Source organism: Fibrobacter sp. UWR3 (assembly GCF_900143055.1).
Lineage (GTDB): Bacteria > Fibrobacterota > Fibrobacteria > Fibrobacterales > Fibrobacteraceae > Fibrobacter.
On record NZ_FRCW01000002.1, the window covers coordinates 330639 to 350665 of the forward strand.

A 20027-nucleotide genomic window follows, 5' to 3' on the forward strand; every position below is an offset into this window, starting at 1 on the left:
ATCAGTGGTTCAAGCTACTTGCGGGCCTCTAGCCAGCGTTCGTACAGGAACAGCGCAATCAGGTTCTTGCCGTCGATAAACTTGTGGGCGGCTTCCTCGTAGGGCAACACTACCGTCCTAATCCATTCGTTCTCTTCGACATACGTCTGGTTCTTGCCGTCCATCGCCTTCAGCTGTTCCGGCGTCACGTCGCGCTCGATGGCGTACAGGCGAATGCGTTCGTCCAGGAGTCCGCAACTGCCCGCAAAGCCTTCCGTCATGCCCTTCCACCAGAATTCGGAAAGGTCGATGAGTTCCGAATCTTCCGCCTTTATCTGCGCTTCTTCTTCAAGCTCAGAAAGCGCCACCTTGCGGTAATCGCCGCTCCAGTCCAGAATCCCCGCGGGTATTTCGAGCGAGGCTTCCTCGGTAATGGCAAGCCTCGGCTGGCGAACCAACAGCAGGTACTTTTTCCCTTCGCAGCGGAGCACCACGAGCACGCCCACCGCATTCCCGCGCAAGAGCACCACGCCGTGCACGGGCCTGCCATCGGGCAATGTCGCCGTTGCGGTAATCTTGATGAACAGCGGGCGGTGAACACGGCTAAAGTAGTCGACCGAATCCACATGGATGTGCGTTACCGCAAAATCCTTGCGCGCCTTCGCAATCCAGTCCTTGAAAAACGGGCAATCGACGATTATCTGGTAGTCACTTTCGGGAATGTCCGTCGCGAACGAGTATTCAATATTATCTTGCAGCATCTTTACTTCCAATAGGTTCCGCGAAGAATACGACATGCAAACGATTTACTTTGCCGGCGCGACCTTCGCGGATTTCCAGGTACCGTAGAGCGAATCCGCATCAAGGGAATCCGGGAACACGCGGTTGCGGCCCATGTCATAGATAAACACGTCCTTCAGTGCAGAAGGCCCGCAGGCGCTCTCGGACTCGTCGGGAACCATAAGTTCACGGATAAAGTTCACGTTCTTCCCCAGCGCGTATCCCGCCACCCGGAAAGAATTCATCGTGGCACATTCGGGAATCTCCTCTACATAGTAGAGGCTCGTAAACCACACGGTATCGGCGCGTTCCTGCACAGGCCCGACCGCAGAAGAATCGTTCACCCAGCGGCTCGCCACGCAGTAGGTGGAATCGTCGGACGCGCACGCCTTGCGGATAGGCACGAGGGCCGTATCGGTAAGGCTCCAGGCCATCGGGAACAGCGTATCGTTCACGACTGAATCGCACATGTCGATGCGCAGTTCACAAGAAGATTGCATCGCGCGCCAGTAAAACACTCGCGGGTTGAGGCTATCGAGCACCTTCAAGACCGAGGGAGAATCCTTGGTGCGGAGCGGGAGCGAAGATACCGTATCGAAGAGGCTGTCCACGTAGATGGCGAAAGTATCGAGTTCGAACTTGCCGCGACGCAAAAGAACCGTATCGAGAACGTTGCCCTCGTCGTTACGCACGCGCAAAACAGACGCATCCCCAAATTCTTCGGCAGGGGGCAACAGCTTGATTACCGTATCCGGGTGGAGGAACGGCGACGGGCAATCCTTACCATCGGACTCGATGATTATCTTCGGGAAAAACACGAGAGCGTCACCTTCGTGCGAGGTATCGATTTCGATTCGCTTGAGCGCGCAGTTGGAATAGCTCCAGAGGCTGTCTATCCGCAGATAGAGCGTATCGGACACGAGATGGATAAGCGAGTTGGAATCGAATTCGGCAATGCGGAAAAAGCCCGTACCCACGAAGGAATCGTCTTCTGCAGATACGGGAATCGCGCCATCATCGTCGCGGGTACACGCGGACACGCAAAGCATGGCCGCGACCGCAGCAAAAATCCCGATGATAAACGACTTGCGCACCTGCTCTCTCCGAAATCAAACCGCCCTAAACCTAGAGCTCAATCTTCTGCAGGAATTTAGCAATTTCCGCGCTGTCGAGCGGGTGCGTCTGCGAATACAAATCGGCCCAGCGCACGAAAAACCCGTTGTGCCGCACCGTAAGGTAGAACGTCGCGCTATCCCTGGGAGCAAGGCGCCCCACGATGGAATTCATGTCGAGATATTCGCCCTCGAGGAACGGGAGCGTATCGGCAGGGTTCACCGGGTACATGCCCGACATGCGCGAGGTCACGTTGTTGCCATGATCCAGTACGACGAACTGGCCCAGTGAATCCTTGCCCGACGAAAGTACGATTCCGGGCAGAATCGGATGTATGGGAGCCTCCCCGATTCCAAGCATCGCGTCCATCGCGAGGAGCGATTCCTGGCCCTCGAAATCGAAGTCACCCGTAATGGTAAGCGCCGACCAGTCCAGCGGCTGCCTCGGGCATAGTCCGGGATAGCGGCACCCGTCGGCGATATCGACCCAGTAATAAAGCGAATCCTGACCCCTCACGTGAATGAAGGTACGTACAAGCGAATCTTCCACCTGCACGAGAACCGCTTCGGAAAAACGGTCGCGCGGGGCAACCCAGTGAAGTTTCGGGTGCTTTGAATTTGTCTGTGATGCTATGTAGCGCAAAAAATCGTTCGGCAGGTAGAACACGGAATCCGAGACGACCCAGGAACACTGGCCAAGACCGTTCTTGAGTTCAAAGGCCTTGCCGCGCATAGTTTCGCACCGGGATTTCCAGTCGCTTGCCTCCACAACAGTCGAACCCGGCAACAGCTGCACGACCTTTTCGGCAAAGCCAAGACGCACGAAAAGCACCACGGCCACACAAAAAAGGAGAATGCGCACTACGGGGTAATTGTAGCGCTTGGGCTTGTATCTTTTTTTACAGCGATGTTCCGAAAAACCTTCAGACATCCTTCAATCACATCAAGAAGAAGGCCGCAAGGCCACCGAGAACAAGAAGGACGAGGATGATGAAGAATACAGTTTTTCCCGACGAGGATTCCTCTTCGAACGGCATGTTCATGCCCTTCGAGGCAAGTTTTTTCTCGTCTTTCACGACAGCGTTGAAGCTCTTGGTGAACCTGCGGTTGTGGCCCGTACGGCGCTCGGAACGGAACTCGCCCGACATCGAAGGAGCCTGACCGCCATTCTGCGAGGCGACAGGAGCCGCTTCGGGTTCCGACGGAGCGGCAGGAGCCTGCTCACGGGGAGGCAGTTCTACAGGATCGTGGCTATGCAACGAGAAAGTCATCATTTCGGCTTCGGCACCGAACACCTTGAGCGTACGGTCGAGCCCGGCCTTCTTCAGACCGTCAGCGATGGTCGCACTGTTGCTGAGGAGCGCAAGCATGCCTCCCTTGCCCGAAAGTTCACACTGGAACTGGACAAAAGCATTGTAGGCATCGCTGTATACAAAATCGAGACCCATGAGGTCGACCGCGACGAACTTGTCGTCGGGGTTGTCGTCTATCAGCTTGCGGACATCTTTCTTGAACTGTTCGGCGTCAAACGCCCCTATAGGGTTGAGAGGGGCAGACAAAAGGTCAAAAATGCCAACTTCACGATAGTTCTTCAATTGCGTCATGGTAAGAAATATAAACTAAAAAATGGTTGATGTGCAAAAAATCACAGACAAAAGTTAAAAAAAAGCGAAAAAACGGCTACTCCTCCCAGTACACGCCTCCAGAGGGCGCGGTTTCAAGAACCTCGTCGGAAGATTCTTCCACTACGGGCGCCTGCGGGGCGGGAGCCTCAGGGGCTGGTCCGGCAGGCTGGCCGGTTGCCTGGCTAGCCTGTTGTCCGTCGGCTTGGCCCGCGGGTTGAGCGGCATCCTGGGACGCGCCTTCCGGAGCGATTTCATCGGGGGCGTCGGGTTCGGCGCCAAGCAGGCTGCTACCCGCACTGCCACGCCTTGCTGCTTCAGGTTCAGGCTTGGGCGCATGCGCAAACAGGTAGGGGCTCACGCTTATGCTCACGCGATGCACCGGAGAGAGAACCGGGTGCGACTCGAACGCGTAATCGACCCGCAGGAACTTCGCTATGGTAAGCCCGGCACCCGCGGTCACGCTCTTGAAGGTGGTAAAACTCGATAGGCCCGCACGCACGCTGAGCCCGAAATCAAAGGCGAACTCGATACCGCCGCGGCCACCCGAAAGCCAGTCGAGCGGGCTTTCCCAGATGCGGCCACCCACATCGTCATCGGTCTCGTACCCGAGCGCGCGCGCCTCGCGGTGGAGCAGCCCCGCACCCTGCCAGTAAAGGTTCAGCTTGCCATACAGGTAGGCGACAGGCAGGGAGTAGCTCGCCGCCAGGTAGAACTCGGGCGCGGAGTACTCGAACTCGCCCGACTCCCATGTAGTCGCAGAAGAAGTCCAACCCTTGAGGAGGCCCGCGACATACAGTTCGTCAACTACGCGATACCGGAGGGAAGCATCGCCCCGGAAGCCCCAGCCCGTCTGGTCCATGTCGCGGTACAGCAGGTGGAAGCCCACCCCCAGGTCAAAACGGTTGAACAGGCGCCTGCCCCAGGTTGCAGAAAACATCCAGTCATCATAGGAAAGCGTATTGTAGTCGCTCCCCTCGGGGAGCGGTTCGCCCTCGCGTATATAAGGAATGTCGTCGGCGCCAAAACGCGCAAAAGAAATGCCCAGGCCCTGCCCCTCGGAAATCGGGATAACCGCAGACGCAAAATCATAGCGGGTATCCTCGTAGTATGCGGTATGCGAGAACGACGCCCAGAGGTAGCGTACCGAAGACAGCTGGTGCGGGTTCGAGACAAGCCCGAGGTAATCGCCGTCGACCGCCATCGTAGCAGAACCGAGGGCTGCAGACCGCGCTCCGGGTTCCATGTTCATGGTCTCGTTCGCGCCCGCCACACGGTCGGCGGCAAGGGATGCGCCCGCAAACAGCAGGGAGGCCGCCAGAGCGACCACCGCCCGACGGCACGCAAAAGCGACCGCCGCCCGAAAGCGGCAGTTCACAAGAGCACGTGTGTCTAAAATGCGCGCGAGTCTCATACCTTGTCCATAAAATAGATTTTTCGCCGGAGCAAGACCAACCGAAAGCTCCCTTATTATGGTCATTTGTTTATTAAATTATGCGACATGAACCTTCCGGAACACATAGAGCAGTTCTTGCAGTACATCGCGGAGAGGCGGCGCTTTTCGCCCCGCACGGTAGACACCTACAAGAAGTCACTCGTGAAGTTCCTCGAGCACCTAGGCGGCGCGCCCATACCCGCGGGCAAAGCGCGCGTCGAGAATGCGCCGGAACTTTCCGCATTTTCCGAGATGAACGTGAAGGGCTTCGTGTGGGATTTGAAGATGAAGCAGAAACTTGCACCCACGAGCATCTGCGAGCACCTCGCCGCATTAAAGAGTTTCGGCAAGTACCTGGTCCGCTCGAAAGTGCTGGAAACAAATCCCGCCGAAGCAGTCCCCATGCCCAAGCGCCCCAAGAGGCTCGTGAACGTGCTCGGGCAGAAGGACCTCGCCGAAGAAAAATTCCCGGAACTGCCGCCGGATGCCAAGCTCCCGCAGGTGCGCGCCCGCATCCTGCTCGAACTCATCTACGGTTCGGGGCTGCGTATCTCGGAATGCCAGAACCTCACGTGGGACCGCATCGACGTTAACGCGAAACTCGTGCGCGTGCTCGGCAAGGGCAACAAGGAACGCATCGTGCCGCTCACCGAAAGTTTCATCGACCGCATCGCGAACTTCAAGCAGATGGAAGCGGAAGCGGGCCACCTCCCCACCGCAACGGGATACGTATTCCTCAGCGAAGACGGCAAGCCGTTCGGGATACGCACACTCCGGAACGACATCCACGACCTGCTACGTGAAATCGGCTGGGAGGGCAAGGCGAGCCCGCACGTGCTGCGCCACAGTTTCGCCACGCACCTGCTCGAAAACGGTGCCGAAATCATGAGCGTCAAAGAGATGCTCGGGCATTCAAACATCTCCACCACCCAAGTCTACACGCATGTAAATGCAGAACGCCTGCGCGCCGCCTTCAAGAAGACGCACCCGCGAGCATAATTCCCGCGAGCTTAGAAGAAACTTCCCTTGATGCCGACGGCGATGGTCCACTGCTGCAGAATGTCGCCCCAGTCGGGAGCGTTCCATTCGCGCATCGGAGATTCATCGTACTCGTCGCTCGGGTCGGCCGCGTTCGCCTTGTCGTGTATGGGCACGGAGAGCGCAAGGAACACCGGGAAGTCCGCATCCGAGAACTCGATACCGTAGGCAAGCGCCACGGACCACGCCTGGTGATCGGGGTCGGGGCGCGGGTCATACGTACCCGCCTTCTCGGAACTTATCCAGGCAACACCCAACGGCACGGAGAAGTTCAGGCCAAAACTCTGCACTATACCCGGACGGCCGCGATAGCCATAGGCAACAGACGCGCTCACGGAAGGCGGAGTGAAGGCACCCAGGTCGTTTTCGCCATACGGTTTGAAGCGGTATTCAAAACGGTCGCCATCGTGTTCGATGTTCTTCCAGTAACTGTCGTTGAACTCGTTCTCGCCCGAAATCAGGTGCATCGCGAACGGGTACGTGAACGTAAGCCCGTAGAGCCAGATTCCCTTGTCGGTATCACGACTGTAGTCCCAGCCGAGAGTGAGCGAATACAGGCCTGAGCCCTTCTGGAAACTTGCGGGCAAGATTTCTTCGGAAGCATCGGTACCGCGCTTGATGTCGTACTGGCCGGTAGGAATCGTGAGCGATGCAGAAAGCGACGCCGCTCCCCCACTGCCAATCGTCTTGCTAAAGTCAAAAGAAATATCGCCGAGCCCGCCGGTACTGCGGTCGGTCGGAGCCTGGTTACTGCGGTACTGGACTTCGCCCTGGTGCGAAACAAACGGTATGGACACGCCGAGTTTCGTGGACCATGTAGGCTTGATGGAAAAATGCGGGGTGAGCGTGAGGCCCGAGAAATTCTGGCCGACGCTGTACTTGGTAAATACTTCCGTTTCCAGGTAGCCGCCCGAAACGCCCTGACCAATCCACTTGATGCCATCGCTCGCACCGCCACCGGAACCGCCGGCACCGCACCCGCCAATGGATTCCCAGGGGGTAGCGGGTTCGACCGGAGCGTTGTATGCCGCAAGGAACGCGCAGGTAGCGACAGCCGCGAGAGATGCGACCGCACCGAATTTTTTGCCAAATTTTTTACCGGACTTCAATAAGGAATTCTTCATCGTCCACCTCACGGAAGTTCCAGCAAATAGCCGTAGTTTGTACCGGTGGCAAGGAACCTGCCATCGGGAGAGCGCCCGCCAATCATGGGAATGGAGGCGATTTCACGAACATCTCCGACCCACTCTACCGCAAGGTCGCTCGGGGCACCCGCATTCAGGCGAACTTCGCGCATCACCGTGCGGCCCACGGAACCGTCCTGCACGGATTCCTGCGTGAGGTCGTTTTTGTTGAGCATCTGCGAGCCCTGCGGGAATTCCGTCCACACCACAAACAGCCTGCCACCAAACGAGAACCAGTGCGGCTGTGCGGGTTCCGAAAGCGAGTTCTGCCCGCGTTCGATTTTTACCGGCGAAGAGTTCGCGGAAAGTTCCTGGATGTAGGCTTCCCACGTCGTCGGATTCTCGAGCACGTTATAGACAATGAAGTTTCCGTCCGGCGAAATCATCGGAGCGTCAATGCTCCAGCCGGACTTGCCGGAAGGCCTTGCAAGCGTCTTCGCCTTATCGAGCCCGCCGTTCGCAAAATCGACAAACACAATCTTGTCTTCGTCGTTCACGTAAGTCAGGCGCACCTTGTCGGTGCCAAAGAAGCCTTCCACCGTGGAATCCGCGGCATCCTCATCAACGGAGGCATCCGGCGAAACCCACAGGTGCGGGGATGCCGTCTCGATAATATTCTTGTCGTAGAACCAGAACCTCTTGCTATCCGACATGCGCACGGCGAAAATTCCGTAGTCAAGATTCTCGCAGGCCTTCTTCCCGTCCAAGTCGTAGGCACGGAGCGCAACGGCGTAGTCGGCGTGCGTACTCCATTCCGGGTCCTGGAACTGGCATTCGCCCGCAGACGTATCGCGCATCATGTACCAGAGCACATTGCCCGAAGTATCTGAAATAGTCAGGCGGTCATGCTGGATTACCCCGCTTGTCGTAAAGCCAGAATCCGGCGGAGTCACCTTGAGCGTACCGCCAAAGTTCAGCCAGAGCATCGCAGCAGGATAGTTCGCCGTATCCTGGGATACGGAAGGGTTGCAAATCTGCTTCTGCGTGTTCACCGGGAAGACCGTCCCGATATCGGACTTACCACTGGACGCGGACTCGACCGATTCGGCCTCGAAAGGTTCCGGCGAGTAGCACGCAACAAGCAGCGCGGGCAGGAGTAATTCAAACAGTTTTTTCATCGACACGTAAATATTTACAGAGTGACCTTCACTTTTTCGCGCATGGCCATGACCTGCGCCTTGGCCTCTTCCACCGTGTCGCGGCGGGCAAGCAGCACGCCCAAGCGGCGGTGGCCCTTGAGTTCGGGCTTGCCGAACAGGCGAAGCGCAGTGTCAGGTTCTGCAAGCACATCTTCCAGGCCACCGAACTTCACGTGGTCGGAATTGCCGTCCACGACGATTGCCTTCGAGGCGCTCGGGCCGTGGAAAGCGATGTTCGGGATAGGCAGGCCCAAGATAGCGCGTGCATGCAGTGCAAATTCAGACAAATCCTGCGAAATCAATGTCACCATGCCGGTATCGTGCGGGCGCGGAGAAACTTCGCTGAAGAGCACCTGGTCCTTGCACACGAAAAGTTCCACACCGAAGATGCCGCGGCCACCGAGAGCGTCGGTAATCTTCTTCGCGATGTTCTTCGCCTGTTCCAGGAGTTCGGGCTTCATCGGCTGGGGCTGCCAGGATTCCTGGTAGTCGCCGCCCACCTGATGGTGACCCACCGGTTCAAGGAAGCTGGTTCCGCCCACATGGCGAACCGTAAGCAATGTAATCTCATAATCGAACGGCACGAAACCTTCCACAATCACGCGGCTGGCATGGCCGGTGCGGCCCTCGTGCTGGGAAATGTCCCACGACTTCTGGATGTCGGCCTCCGTCTTGATGACGCTCTGACCATGGCCCGAAGAACTCATCACCGGCTTCACCACGCAGGGGATGCCGATTTCCTTGACGGCCTTCTGGAAATCCTCGAAATTGTCGGCAAAGCGGTACGGGCTCGTCTTGAGGCCCAGTTCCTCAGCGGCAAGGCGGCGAATGCCCTCGCGGTTCATCGTGAGCTTGGTGGCCTTCGCGGTCGGGATGACGTTGAAGCCTTCCTTTTCGAGTTCCACGAGCGTGTCGGTCGCAATCGCCTCGACTTCCGGGACGATGTAGTCGGGCTTCTCCAGTTCAATCACGCGGCGCAGTTCGGCACCGTCAAGCATGTTGATAACGTGGCTACGATGGGCCACCTGCATGCCCGGGGCGTTAGCATAACGGTCCACGGCAATCACCTCGACTCCGAGACGCATCATCTCGATGATGACTTCCTTGCCGAGTTCGCCGGCTCCGCAAAACAGCACCTTGGTGGCGCTAGAACTTAGAGGTGTACCGATTTCTGCCATAAAAAACTCCTTGGTTTAGGAATAATATAAATATAGTTAGTCCTTGAGGCAACGGACTGATAAACTGAAGTTCTCGTCAGCGAAGCTGAGGGTCGCACCGATCGCATTCAAGTACCAGTAGTCAGCGGAATGGTTATCATACTCAGTAAACTCAGCGGCACTCCAGAAGCGGGCGTAACCGCCGACATCGAGAAATTCGCCCCCGAGTTTGCCGCCGGCAGGAAGCGCGGAGAACCCGTACGCATCGGTTGCATCAGGCCAATTGTCAAAGCCCTTCGCCTGCATGGCATTCGACGATTTGCCCATCACGCTATACAGCGTTCTCCATTCCGTAGAATCCGGGATATGCCAACCTTCCGGGCAAATACCACGCGCAGGAGTCTTTATGGTACATTCTACGTCATAGCCACAACCCTTGGCATTATCCGAAAATACAGCTGCACTGTCCATGGCATCCGCCCAAGTGTAATAGCGACCGTACTTGGCACAGGAATCCATGTAGCAAAGGCTATTCGCCGTTTCGTAATTGAGGTTCTCAGCCATCCACGTCTGGGTGCCGATGGTCACATACTTATAAGCCTTGCCATCACGGGTATCACAAAATTGCCTTTCCGGATCATAAGGCTTAATTCCGCACATAGCCTTGTAAAGAACTGTTCCATCAGGACCGCACCACAAAGTAACAGTTCCGATTCCATCATCAATTAGATAGCAACCTTCGCTCTCGCCGTCTTCGCCCTTGTCGCCTTGTTCTCCTTTTTCGCCGTTCAGCACAACGCCGACGGAATCTCCGCCACAGATGACCTTGAATCCGCTGCTATCGGGCAAGGACTCCATTGTGCAAGAAGTACCAGCTTCACCAGTGTCCCCCTTTTCTCCAGATTCGCCCTTGTCGCCTTTGACTCCTTGGTCACCCTTATCGCCTTTCGCACCATCTTCGCCGTCTTTACCGTCACGGCCATCCTTACCGTTGAACGAAGTCCATTTGCGGTTGATGCAGGCGTACGACGCAGCAGAATCCAGCGCATAAACCATCGTGCCTTCGTTTTCCGTGGTGCACTCGGGCAACTTCTCGCCCTCTTCGACAATCTTCATGCCGGTCTCGTGGACTTCGGTCACTTCGGTGACTTCATCGCCGCAGGCTACAAGGAGCGTGGCTGTTAACGCAAGGAAGATCCCCGCCTTCGCGGGGATGACGAGAGAAGTCGCGGGGATGACGAGAGAAGTCGCGGGGATGACGCTTCGGGTTAAAGAGTGTTTCAGGGACATGGGTGCTCCTTTGAAGGGGTTAGCTTCTTTTAAAACTTCGTATCGACCGGGTTGAAGGTGAACTTCACGCCGGAACGCAACCAGCCGTCGTAACCGTCGTCGCCCTTCACATGCGCGAGGTTTTCGTACTTGCGGAAACCGCCTCCCACGTAAAAGCCGAACCAGCCGTTCACCTTCATCTTGTAGAGCGCATCTACCAGGTACTGGGCCTCTTCCACGCCGGAGGGGGAATTCTCTCCGCCGGCGAGGGCCACGTTGTAGTCGGTGTACATTTCCTTGTCGCCCTGGCGCAGCCATGCGAGAGTGAGCGCGAGCGAGTGCTTGCCGTACTGCCAGCCGAAATCGAACCACAGGTCGAGAGCGTCGGCGCCACGGCGGTAGCCTATCGGGTAATCCACAAAGTAGGCGTCGGCGTAATCGGGGTCGTCCTGTTCGCGGTAGTTGCTGCGGTAGTTGCGGCGGCTCGTGTACTTGAGGAGCGGGAGCCTGCTGTTGCCAGCCACGGGGTCGGTGCGCACCACGTCGAGCCTCCAGCTGAACTTGCCGTAGAGCGCGGTCGAAAGTTCGTGATAGTAACCCACGAGGTAGTTGATTACGGAACGGCTCGTGCCCTTGTCATCGTCCTCACCCACCGGGCTGTTGATGTCTTCCATGTTTATCTGGCTATAGAACTTCGCGCCGTTGCTCGTCTTGTAGCCGAGTTCCACGGAGGTCGCCGCCGACGTGTAGCCGGTCGCGTAGTTGTCGTGCCAGTATATGAACGGGCTCATGGAGCGGAACTCGGGAGCCTTGCCGCCTATCATGCTCTGCTCTGCGATGTAAATCCAGAACTTTTCGGTCTCGATGCCGAACTTGTGGAACATGAAGGTCTTGATGTTGTCGTCGTAGGTGCGGTTGCGCTGGTTCGCCACCTGGTTGTCGCGCTCGGTGCATTTTTGCGCGTAGGCCTCGGTACCCACGGGCGGGCAGCCGGTCGAATGGTCTATCACGTCGCCGTAGAGCCAGGCGTTGAGCGAACTGAACAGGAAATCGTAGCGGAACATGCCGGCAGCGAATTTCCAGCGCAGGCCGTCGTGGTAGGGTGCACCGCCCACCAGGATGTCGTTCCTGGAAACTTTCAGGTCGTCGAGCGCGAACCGCCCGAACTGCACGTAGCCCACGGGGTTTTCCCACACGGCGTAGGCGTTGTTCGGCACGTTTATATCGAGTTCGCTCGGGTCGTACGTGAAATTCTTGTGAAGGTCATCCTGGTACCAGGCCTCGAGATCGCGCCGGAGCGGGGCTTCCAGAAGCACGTGGAAACTCTTGTAGCCCGCGCGGAAACTGAGGGTGAAGAACGGGTCTATGTGGTCCTCGTAACTGCGGGCGGTTTCGAGCGGAATCTGCAGGCCGCGCCAGTTGCCCCCGAACCAGTCGGCGGTATCTACCGCGAAGGTGGGGTCGGTGGGGCCGCCGTTGAACCCGAAATCGAAATCGGTGCCTATCTGGAAATAGCCGCGTTCGCCCGACTGCGGGGGCGCCGGGTATGCATGGCACAGGGCCGCAAAAGCGAGCACACCAAAAACGAGGGTGTGAATACAGTTCCTCATGTTAAGCAAGATAGTAAATAAAAAAAGGAGATCCCCGGCGAAGCCGGGGATGACATAAAAAACGGGCAATATACCCCAAACGGGACGCCCGTGAGCGACAAAGCCACAGGCGTTAAGCCGTGGCGATCGCGAGAGCGAGTGAGGAACCGGAGGTTTCGCACCCTAGACGACGAACGAGCGGTCTTATAAAACCTTTTTGCGTTGTAAAACAACGCAAAAAGGACTACCCAGGCAGGGAGACCCAGGTAGTCCCTTGTGTGTTGTGGGGATGTGCGCGGAATACGCACACCCTGTGTGTGTGTTATTCTTCTTTCTAGAAGTTCTTCAGAGGCATCTTAGAAGATGTCGCTCAGGGCGTTTCCACGGAGGAAGGCGGGCACGTCGTAATCGACGCCGCTTGCCTTCTTGATGGAACCGGGGTCATCCTGCACCGTCTTAGAGGCAACGGTAGTCGCGAGGGCTTCCTGACGCATGAAGGTCGGGGTCTCGAGCGACTTCGCATCCATCTGCACAGACTTCGCCGGGGCTTCATGAACGCCGTTCATGTCGTCGGTATCGGCGATTTCGGAGAATTCCTGGGTGTCGTGCAGGGAAGCGTTCGGCGTGCCGAGCATGACTTCTTCGGCAGGAGCGGTTGCCGAGAAGCCCGGGGCGGCAAAGCCGACCGGATTTTCAACGGAGGGCATCGGGATGGTGCCACGCGCGATGGCGGCAAAGTTGAAAGCCGTCGGGCGCGGGGTCGCCTGCACCGGCTGCGGAGCCACGGGGGCCTGCTGCACCGGGGCGGCAGGAGCAGCGGGTGCTGCCTGCGGGTAGTTGGCGGCAGGGCCACCGATGCTGTTCACGAGGTCGGTCGGGCGCGGGGCAACTGCGGGCTGTGCAGCCGGCTGCGTGAAAGCAGCGGGCTGGTTGCCGGTACCACCGCAACCAGTCGCGATGATGGTGATGCACACCTTCTCGCCAAGTTCCGGGAGGAGGATATCGCCGATGATGATGTTCGGGTCACCCATGTCGCCCACAGCTTCGTAGATGTGGTCCATGGCCTCGCTGTATTCCATCATGGAGAAGTTTTCGCCGTGGGACACGTTCACGAGCACGCCGGTAGCGCCTTCCACGTTCACGTCTTCCAGGAGCGGAGAAGAGAGCGCCATATCGACGGCCTTGAGGCCGCGGCCGTCGCCTTCGGCAATGCCGGTACCCATGAGGGCGGAACCGCCGTTGGTCATCACGGTCTTCACGTCGGCAAAGTCAACGTGGATGAGGCCGTGGCGGAACATGATGTCGCAAATGCTGCGCACTGCGTTGCCGAGGATTTCGTCGGTAAGCTTGAACGCACCGTCAAGAGTCATGCTCCTGTCCACGATGTTCATGAGCTTCTTGTTGTCGACGACAATCATGGTATCGACCTTGTCGCGCAGGTCCTTGATACCCTTGTCGGCATTACGGCCACGCACAGGGCCTTCGTACCTGAACGGCTTGGTCACGACGGCAATCGTGAGGATGCCCATTTCGCGGGCAACCGCACCGACCACGGGAGCAGCGCCCGTACCCGTACCACCGCCCATACCGGCAGTGATGAAAATCAGGTCGGCGCCCTTCATGGCTTCCTTCAGGTCGTCGATGTTCTCTTCGGCTGCCTTGCGGCCCACATCGGGCTTCGCGCCGGCGCCAAGAGTCTTCGTCGTCTTCTGGCCAATGGCAATCTTGTGGTCAGCGAGGCTCAGTTCAAGAGCCTTCGCATCGGTATTGACGGCATAGTATTCTACGCCTTCAATGTTCATGCCGACCATGCGGTTTACGGTGTTTCCGCCGGCGCCACCTACGCCGAACACCTTCACCTTCGCGTTATTGAGGGTGGTTTCGTCCATCTCGATGTGGGATGTGATTTCACTCATGGTTTATCTCCCTGTGATTGTTTGAGTGTTTGATGTTTTAGTTAAAAGTACGTGCGAACCATGTCCTTGAACCATTGGATTCCCTTCTTTACGGAAACAGTCAACTGCGCGCCCGTATCGTGCTTCTTGTTTACGCTCTGCTGGCGTGCAGCATAGTGCAAGAGGCCGATGCCGGTTGCATAGGACGGCTTATGGAACGCTTCCTGGATACCGCTCGTACCCTTCGGGTAACCGATGCGGACCGGTTTCTTGAATACCTTCTCGGCAATCTCGTCGATGCCCTCGAGAGCGCAGCACCCGCCGGTAAGCACGATGCCACCGTTGATGAGGCCGTCAATCTTGTGGGTCTCGAGATTATCCTTGATAATCTTGAATATTTCTGCCACGCGGGCAGTAATCACCCTTGCAAGGAGTTCGCGGGAGCACTGCACGTCGCCACGGTCGCCGACGCCCGGAACCGGGAACGTCTCGTCTTCGAGAAGGTTGTTCAACTTGCAGGTACCGTACTTCTTCTTGATCTCTTCGGCCTTGGAGAGCGATATAGGCACCTTGAGGCACTTGCTGATGTCGCTGGTAATCTTGTTGCCCGCGAGGTCGAGCGAGGCGGTGTAGCGGACAGACTCGCCCACGAACACGGCGATATCGGCAGAACCCGCGCCAATATCTACCAGGGCAACGCCCAGTTCCTTTTCGTCGGGAGTAAGCACGGCGTATGCGGCGGCAAGGGGTTCGAGCACGAACTCCACGGTATGCAGCCCCGCGCTGCGCACGCACTTGTCAAGATTCTGGATGGCATTGAGCCTCGAGGTGACCACCTGCACTTCCACGCCCAGGCGACGGCCGTTGAGGCCCTTCGGGTTACGGATGCCCGGCTGGTCGTCGAGCGTGTATTCGCCGGGGAACACGTGGATTATCTGGCCCGCGTTCTCGGGAATGGTGCTCGCCTGATCCTTGACGGTCTCAATATCCTGGCTGCGGACTTCGCCGGTCGGGAGCGTAATGAGGCCCCTGTAATTGAATGAGGACACGTGCTTCCCTGCAATGCCCACGTAAACATCGTGGACATCCACGCCCGCTGTCGATTCGAGCGTCTGCGCGGCCTTCTTCAGCGTTTCGACAACGTTGTCGAACTCGTCTGCGTTCTTCAGCGGAAAATCGCCGCATTCGAGCACGCGCACGGAAGATCCATTCGCCACACCGACGAACAGATTGATTTTAGAGGCACCGATGTCCAGACCGAACAGCAAGTCCTCTTTCCTTATTTCATTTTTGGGTTCATCCATTGACACACCTCTTATCAAAGTTCCTTACATAGGCAAAGCCAACAAATCGTAAATCCACTTCACCTGCACAACGTATATCTTGCGGGAATCCCGCCTTGACCATATCGTAAAGGGCGAACATGTCACGGTTCCAGCCCGACTGGGGGTAAAGCACGTGGAAAGCGACATCCCTGAAAAACACCTCGAAGGCGCGGTCCTCTGCAGACCACCCCACCTGCGACACGAGCGAATACTGCCTGGGGTCGAGTTTCTGCATTTCGGCGAGGAACCTGCTTATCGCCTTCACGTTCTCGAGCGAGCCCTGTTCCACGACGGGGAGGCGGAACGCGGTCGACGTAGAAAGCGGAAGCGGGAGGCCCCTCTCGGAATAGACGGTCGCCTTCCCCGCATCGAAATACGACACAACGGGTTTCGATTCCTCGAGCGAGATGGACATCGAAGACGGGAAATGCTTCGTGACCGAAACGGACCGGATGAGCGGGGAGCGCATGAGCATCTTCTCGATAGAATCGGGAACGACTTCCGACATGAGCATGCCCGGTTCCACCTGCGCGTTCTGGATAACGTCTTCCCAGGTGAGCATTCGGTTACCCTCGATATCGATATACTTCAGGTGGCGAAGCTCGAGCGGGTTGAAGCGCTGCACATAGAAGCGGTTTTGCCACAGAGCGACACCTGCAGCCACGACGAGGATGCAGAGAATCCAGCCACAACGCTTGAACCAGCGTAAAGCACCCTTGAACCCGCGCTTGATCTTCTCCTTGCGGGCCTGCTTACGCTTGCTCTCGTTATAGCCTATGCGACGGCCTAGAAATGTCGTCCCGGATTCGCTCAAATACATTCCTCCAAGATACGGGTCCCGAGTTTATAGATGTTGCCTGCACCCATGAGAACGACCACGTCGCCTTCACGGAGTTCTTCCTTGAGGATAGGCAAGATGTTCGCCTGGTCGCCCACGAAGCGCGCATTGCGGTGCCCGCGGTCGCTCGCGCTGTTTGCCACGAGTGCGCCGGTAACGCCTTCAATGGGGCGTTCACGCGCGGGGTAAATGTCGGCAACCAAAAGCACGTCGCAGTTCGCGAACGCCATGCCGAAGGCTTCGTGCTGGTCGCGGGTACGGCTGAAGAGGTGCGGCTGGAACGCCACCACGATTCGCTTGTCGGGGAACGCCTCGCGGAACCCGAGAAGCGTGGCGGTCGCTTCCGTCGGGTGGTGCGCGTAGTCGTTGAACACCATAACGCCCTTCTTCTCGCCCATGAATTCGAAACGGCGGGTCACCCCCTGGAATTCGGCGCATGCCTTGCGCGCGATATCGGGTGCAATGCCTTCCTCGTTCGCGAGCGCCACGGCGGCAGTTGCGTTGAGCACGTTGTGGCGTCCGGGAATCTGGAGCCTGAATTCGCCGAGGCTCTCGCCATCGTTCAGGATATCGAATACCGGGTAGCCCTTCTCGAAACGCAGGTTATCGACGCGGTATTTCGCCTGGCGGCTAAAACCGTAGGTAATCACGGGTTTCCTGACGCGCGAAAGGATTGCCTGCACGTTCGGGTCATCGAGGCACAGAATCGCCTGCCCGTAGAAAGGAATCTTGTTCACGAACTGCACGAACGCATCCTTGATATCCTCGATGTTCTCGTAGGTATCGAGATGGTCGGCATCGATGTTCGTGACAATCGCCGAAGAAGGCATCATCGAAAGGAAACTGCGGTCGAACTCGTCGCTTTCGGCAATCAGGTAGTCGCCGCAGCCCACCTTGGCGCCGCTGCCCTTGCCCTTCACCACGCCGCCCACGATAATTGTCGGGTCGAGGCCGGCCTCTTCCCAGATCTGGCCCACGATGGACGTGGTCGTCGTCTTGCCGTGCGTACCCGCAATCGAGAGCGTGTACTTGAGGCGCATCAGCTCGCCGAGCATTTCGGCACGGCGAATCACCGGAATGCGGCGATTGCGCGCTTCCACGAGTTCGGGGTTGTCGTGCGGGACAGCCGAGGAATAGACCACGAGGTCCGCGTTTTCCACATTCTTCGCCTCGTGCTTCGGGGCAATCGCGATCCCGAGCCCCTTCAGGTAATCGATAACCGGGCTCTCGCCCGTATCGGAACCGCTCACCACAAACCCATTGTCGTGAAGCACTTCCGCGATGCCGGACATACCGGCACCACCGATGCCTACAAAGTGCAGTTTACGGACACGCTTACAATCATTTATCTGCATTATGCGTTTTCCTTTTCCATGATGACTGCCGCAATGCGGTCTGCGGCATCGGGCATCCCGAGGCCCTTTGCCGCGGCGGCCATCTTCTCAAGTTTTTCTTCGTCCGAGAGGAGCGAGAGCGTCTTGTTCCACAAGTCGTTCGGGTCACTGTCGAGTTCCACGAGGGCGGCACCCGCCTTCTCGACCACACGGGCATTGTGTTCCTGGTGGTTCGCAGTCGCGTGCGGGAACGGCAACAGGATAGAGGGCTTGCCGAAGGCAAGGATTTCAGCGAGGGCCGATGCGCCCGCACGGCTGATAATCAAGTCCGCATGGCTCATGTAGGAATAGATACCGTCGAGGAACCCGCGAATCGCCACGTTCGGGACATTCCCCACGCGGGCGGTAATCGTATCCACGTTCTTCACGCCCACCTGCCACACGACATTCACGTCGTCGCGGGCGGCGATATCCTTGATACTTTCTTCAATCTTGTTGTTGATGCCTACGGCACCCTGCGAACCGCCCACGATAAACACGGCCTTCTTGCCTTCCGCAAATTCAGCCGGGCGCGGAAGTGCACCCGCATCGGGGAGCTTACGGACCGGATTACCGAACACCATGCACTTTTCTGCGGGGAAGAACTTCGCCGCATCGTCGGAGGTCACAAAAATCGTCTTCGCGTAACGCGAACCGACCTTGTTCGCGATACCCGCAACCGCATTCTGTTCCTGCAGGTACACGGGAATGCCGAGCGAGCCTGCCGCAAGCACAATCGGGAGCGACACGTAACCGCCGGTAGCGACAACTACATCGGGCTTTACCTTCTTGAGCACGCTCTTTGCACGCACGAGCGACTTGGAAAGCTTGAACGGGAGGGCAAGATTCTTGAGGAACGGGCCACGGTGCAGCGGTTCTGCCGTAATGTACTCGTAAGGCCAGTTCTTTGCCACAAGACGTTCCTCCATGGAATCCTTACGGCCTGCAAACGTGATGTCTTCGACACCCATCTTCTTTAGGCTCTCGGCAATGGCGACTGCCGGGAAAATGTGGCCACCCGTGCCACCGCATACAAACAGGAACTTTTTCATGTTTCAGCCCTCGTTATATTAAATCCACCTATGGTGTAGGTATCCGTGTTGATGCCGCCCATATAGGGTTCGGTCAACTTCTTGCCGGTACCCGCCTTTGAAATATTCAAGAGAATCCCGATAAAGAGCCCAGCAACAATAAGGTTCGTACCGCCATAACTGATGAAAGGCAGCGGCTGACCCGTCGTAGGCATCAGGCCCGTACTCACGCATACATGCACCAAGAAATTGAAGAAAAGCGAAACCGTAAGCGCCACCGCCAGGTACTTGCCGAAACGCGTCGTAGAATTCCTCGCAATCTCGAAACCCTGGTAGAAAAGGATGCTGAAGGCGGCAAGCACGGCCAGCGTGCCCACGACACCGAATTCCTCGCCCACCACGCTGTACACCACGTCCTTGTGGGCTTCGGGCAGGTACCCCAGCTTGTGGGCGCTGTTACCGACACCCGTGCCCAGGATTCCGCCGTTACCCAGCGCTTCCAGGGATTGCTGCGTCTGGTACATCTTCTTCTTTACAAGTTCGGTCTGCATCGCAGGGTCACCCGACGAGAAGAACGCATCAAACCTGTCCTTAACATGCTGGTATATGGGTTTATCCTTGCTCCCAGAAATGGCCTTGACAAGTTCCTTCAACATGACCACGACAGTACCTGCAGCAGCGGCAATGCCGTAACTCTTGAGCATATGCTTGAAGTTTGCGCCAGCCACCAGGAGCATTATCGTAAAGATTCCAGCAAACATGCCGACCATCGAGAAGTTCGGCTGCAGGGCAAGCAGGATTGCCGCAATCAAGAACGGGATGCCAGGCTGGATAATACTGCACTTGAGCGACTTGATTTCGGTACCGGCATCGGAAAGCTTTGTCGCCACCATCAAGATAAAACCGAACTTGAGGATTTCGGAGGGCTGAATACCCCAAATCCAGCGATTCGCCCCATTGATGGTCGGGCCAAACAGGACTGCGGCAAGCGTCAGGGCGCACCCGACAATAAATACCGGGCGGGCCGCCTTTTTCCAGATGGAGTAATCCACCCGGGATGCAACAAACATGGCGACAAACGCAATCAGGACCTTGCTGCAGTGAGCCTTCAGGTAGAATTCGGGATCCCCGTACTTCTTTATCGCAGCAGGAGCGGACGCAGTATAAACGACAGCAACGCCGAACAGTATCAACAGGATTGTCGATACCAACAGCAGCTTGTTTACGCCTACGGACTGGTTGTTACTCATCGCTATCTAAA

Annotated in this window: 17 protein-coding genes; 1 reads left to right on the forward strand and 16 read right to left on the reverse strand. The window is 57.3% G+C overall.

From position 1 onward, the window contains the following. Positions 1–14: 14 nt before the first annotated feature. The 5 genes from BUA44_RS03590 to BUA44_RS03610 form a co-directional block, all read right to left on the reverse strand. Complete coding sequence (locus BUA44_RS03590; protein WP_072808895.1) at positions 15–740, reverse strand: NUDIX domain-containing protein; 726 nt, start codon at positions 738–740, stop codon at positions 15–17. Between the two features lie 45 nt (positions 741–785). After that, complete coding sequence (locus BUA44_RS03595) at positions 786–1853, reverse strand: hypothetical protein (RefSeq protein WP_083579454.1); 1068 nt, start codon at positions 1851–1853, stop codon at positions 786–788. A gap of 31 nt (positions 1854–1884) precedes the next feature. Next, entirely contained in the window at positions 1885–2802 is a 918-nt protein-coding gene (locus BUA44_RS03600) for a hypothetical protein (protein WP_072808654.1), read from the reverse strand. Positions 2803–2809: 7 nt separating this feature from the next. Then, a complete protein-coding gene (locus BUA44_RS03605) occupies positions 2810–3475 on the reverse strand; it encodes an STAS domain-containing protein (RefSeq protein ID WP_143151849.1) in 666 nt (221 codons plus the stop codon). A gap of 76 nt (positions 3476–3551) precedes the next feature. Continuing rightward, entirely contained in the window at positions 3552–4907 is a 1356-nt protein-coding gene (locus tag BUA44_RS03610; protein WP_072808658.1) for a PorV/PorQ family protein, read from the reverse strand. Between the two features lie 87 nt (positions 4908–4994). Between BUA44_RS03610 and BUA44_RS03615 the strand changes: the two genes are divergently transcribed. Next, entirely contained in the window at positions 4995–5927 is a 933-nt protein-coding gene (locus BUA44_RS03615) for a tyrosine-type recombinase/integrase (RefSeq protein ID WP_072808899.1), read from the forward strand. A gap of 11 nt (positions 5928–5938) precedes the next feature. Here BUA44_RS03615 and BUA44_RS03620 read toward each other — a convergent pair whose 3' ends face one another. From BUA44_RS03620 to BUA44_RS03670, 11 genes are all read right to left on the reverse strand, one after another. Further along, a complete protein-coding gene (locus BUA44_RS03620) occupies positions 5939–7090 on the reverse strand; it encodes a hypothetical protein (protein ID WP_072808660.1) in 1152 nt (383 codons plus the stop codon). A gap of 8 nt (positions 7091–7098) precedes the next feature. Then, entirely contained in the window at positions 7099–8268 is a 1170-nt protein-coding gene (locus BUA44_RS03625) for a hypothetical protein (RefSeq protein ID WP_072808662.1), read from the reverse strand. A gap of 14 nt (positions 8269–8282) precedes the next feature. After that, positions 8283–9467 carry a formate-dependent phosphoribosylglycinamide formyltransferase gene (purT, locus tag BUA44_RS03630; RefSeq protein ID WP_072808664.1) on the reverse strand — a complete coding sequence of 395 codons (1185 nt, stop codon included), beginning with the start codon at positions 9465–9467 and terminating at the stop codon, positions 8283–8285. 36 nt (positions 9468–9503) lie between these two features. Further along, complete coding sequence (locus BUA44_RS03635) at positions 9504–10736, reverse strand: fibrobacter succinogenes major paralogous domain-containing protein (RefSeq protein WP_072808666.1); 1233 nt, start codon at positions 10734–10736, stop codon at positions 9504–9506. A 29-nt stretch (positions 10737–10765) separates the two neighbouring features. Further along, the gene (locus BUA44_RS03640; protein ID WP_255370447.1) at positions 10766–12325 is read right to left on the reverse strand and encodes a hypothetical protein; all 1560 of its coding nucleotides are present in this window, start codon (positions 12323–12325) and stop codon (positions 10766–10768) included. A 335-nt stretch (positions 12326–12660) separates the two neighbouring features. Then, entirely contained in the window at positions 12661–14220 is a 1560-nt protein-coding gene (gene ftsZ / locus BUA44_RS03645) for a cell division protein FtsZ (RefSeq protein ID WP_072808671.1), read from the reverse strand. 41 nt (positions 14221–14261) lie between these two features. Further along, positions 14262–15503, reverse strand: a complete 1242-nt coding sequence (gene ftsA / locus BUA44_RS03650) for a cell division protein FtsA (RefSeq protein WP_072808673.1) — start codon at positions 15501–15503, stop codon at positions 14262–14264. Next, positions 15496–16344: a cell division protein FtsQ/DivIB gene (locus tag BUA44_RS03655; RefSeq protein ID WP_083535464.1), complete on the reverse strand. Its 849-nt coding sequence runs from the start codon at positions 16342–16344 to the stop codon at positions 15496–15498. The genes ftsA and BUA44_RS03655 overlap by 8 nt, the downstream gene beginning before the upstream one ends. After that, positions 16335–17717 carry a UDP-N-acetylmuramate--L-alanine ligase gene (gene murC / locus BUA44_RS03660; protein ID WP_072808677.1) on the reverse strand — a complete coding sequence of 461 codons (1383 nt, stop codon included), beginning with the start codon at positions 17715–17717 and terminating at the stop codon, positions 16335–16337. The genes BUA44_RS03655 and murC overlap by 10 nt, the downstream gene beginning before the upstream one ends. After that, positions 17717–18787, reverse strand: coding sequence for an undecaprenyldiphospho-muramoylpentapeptide beta-N-acetylglucosaminyltransferase (gene murG, locus BUA44_RS03665; protein ID WP_072808679.1), 1071 nt, complete (start codon positions 18785–18787; stop codon positions 17717–17719). The genes murC and murG overlap by 1 nt, the downstream gene beginning before the upstream one ends. Beyond that, complete coding sequence (locus tag BUA44_RS03670) at positions 18784–20016, reverse strand: FtsW/RodA/SpoVE family cell cycle protein (RefSeq protein WP_072808681.1); 1233 nt, start codon at positions 20014–20016, stop codon at positions 18784–18786. Before BUA44_RS03670 ends, murG begins: the two co-directional genes overlap by 4 nt. Between the last annotated feature and the right edge of the window lie 11 nt (positions 20017–20027).

Coding starts and splice junctions, on each gene's coding strand:
- BUA44_RS03590 (WP_072808895.1), bottom strand. CDS start 740: ATGCTGCAAGATAATATTGAATACTCGTTCGCGACGGACATTCCCGAA.
- BUA44_RS03600 (WP_072808654.1), bottom strand. CDS start 2,802: ATGTCTGAAGGTTTTTCGGAACATCGCTGTAAAAAAAGATACAAGCCC.
- BUA44_RS03605 (WP_143151849.1), bottom strand. CDS start 3,475: ATGACGCAATTGAAGAACTATCGTGAAGTTGGCATTTTTGACCTTTTG.
- BUA44_RS03610 (WP_072808658.1), bottom strand. CDS start 4,907: ATGAGACTCGCGCGCATTTTAGACACACGTGCTCTTGTGAACTGCCGC.
- BUA44_RS03615 (WP_072808899.1), top strand. CDS start 4,995: ATGAACCTTCCGGAACACATAGAGCAGTTCTTGCAGTACATCGCGGAG.
- BUA44_RS03620 (WP_072808660.1), bottom strand. CDS start 7,090: ATGAAGAATTCCTTATTGAAGTCCGGTAAAAAATTTGGCAAAAAATTC.
- BUA44_RS03625 (WP_072808662.1), bottom strand. CDS start 8,268: ATGAAAAAACTGTTTGAATTACTCCTGCCCGCGCTGCTTGTTGCGTGC.
- purT (WP_072808664.1), bottom strand. CDS start 9,467: ATGGCAGAAATCGGTACACCTCTAAGTTCTAGCGCCACCAAGGTGCTG.
- BUA44_RS03635 (WP_072808666.1), bottom strand. CDS start 10,736: ATGTCCCTGAAACACTCTTTAACCCGAAGCGTCATCCCCGCGACTTCT.
- BUA44_RS03640 (WP_255370447.1), bottom strand. CDS start 12,325: ATGAGGAACTGTATTCACACCCTCGTTTTTGGTGTGCTCGCTTTTGCG.
- ftsZ (WP_072808671.1), bottom strand. CDS start 14,220: ATGAGTGAAATCACATCCCACATCGAGATGGACGAAACCACCCTCAAT.
- ftsA (WP_072808673.1), bottom strand. CDS start 15,503: ATGGATGAACCCAAAAATGAAATAAGGAAAGAGGACTTGCTGTTCGGT.
- BUA44_RS03655 (WP_083535464.1), bottom strand. CDS start 16,344: ATGTATTTGAGCGAATCCGGGACGACATTTCTAGGCCGTCGCATAGGC.
- murC (WP_072808677.1), bottom strand. CDS start 17,717: ATGCAGATAAATGATTGTAAGCGTGTCCGTAAACTGCACTTTGTAGGC.
- murG (WP_072808679.1), bottom strand. CDS start 18,787: ATGAAAAAGTTCCTGTTTGTATGCGGTGGCACGGGTGGCCACATTTTC.
- BUA44_RS03670 (WP_072808681.1), bottom strand. CDS start 20,016: ATGAGTAACAACCAGTCCGTAGGCGTAAACAAGCTGCTGTTGGTATCG.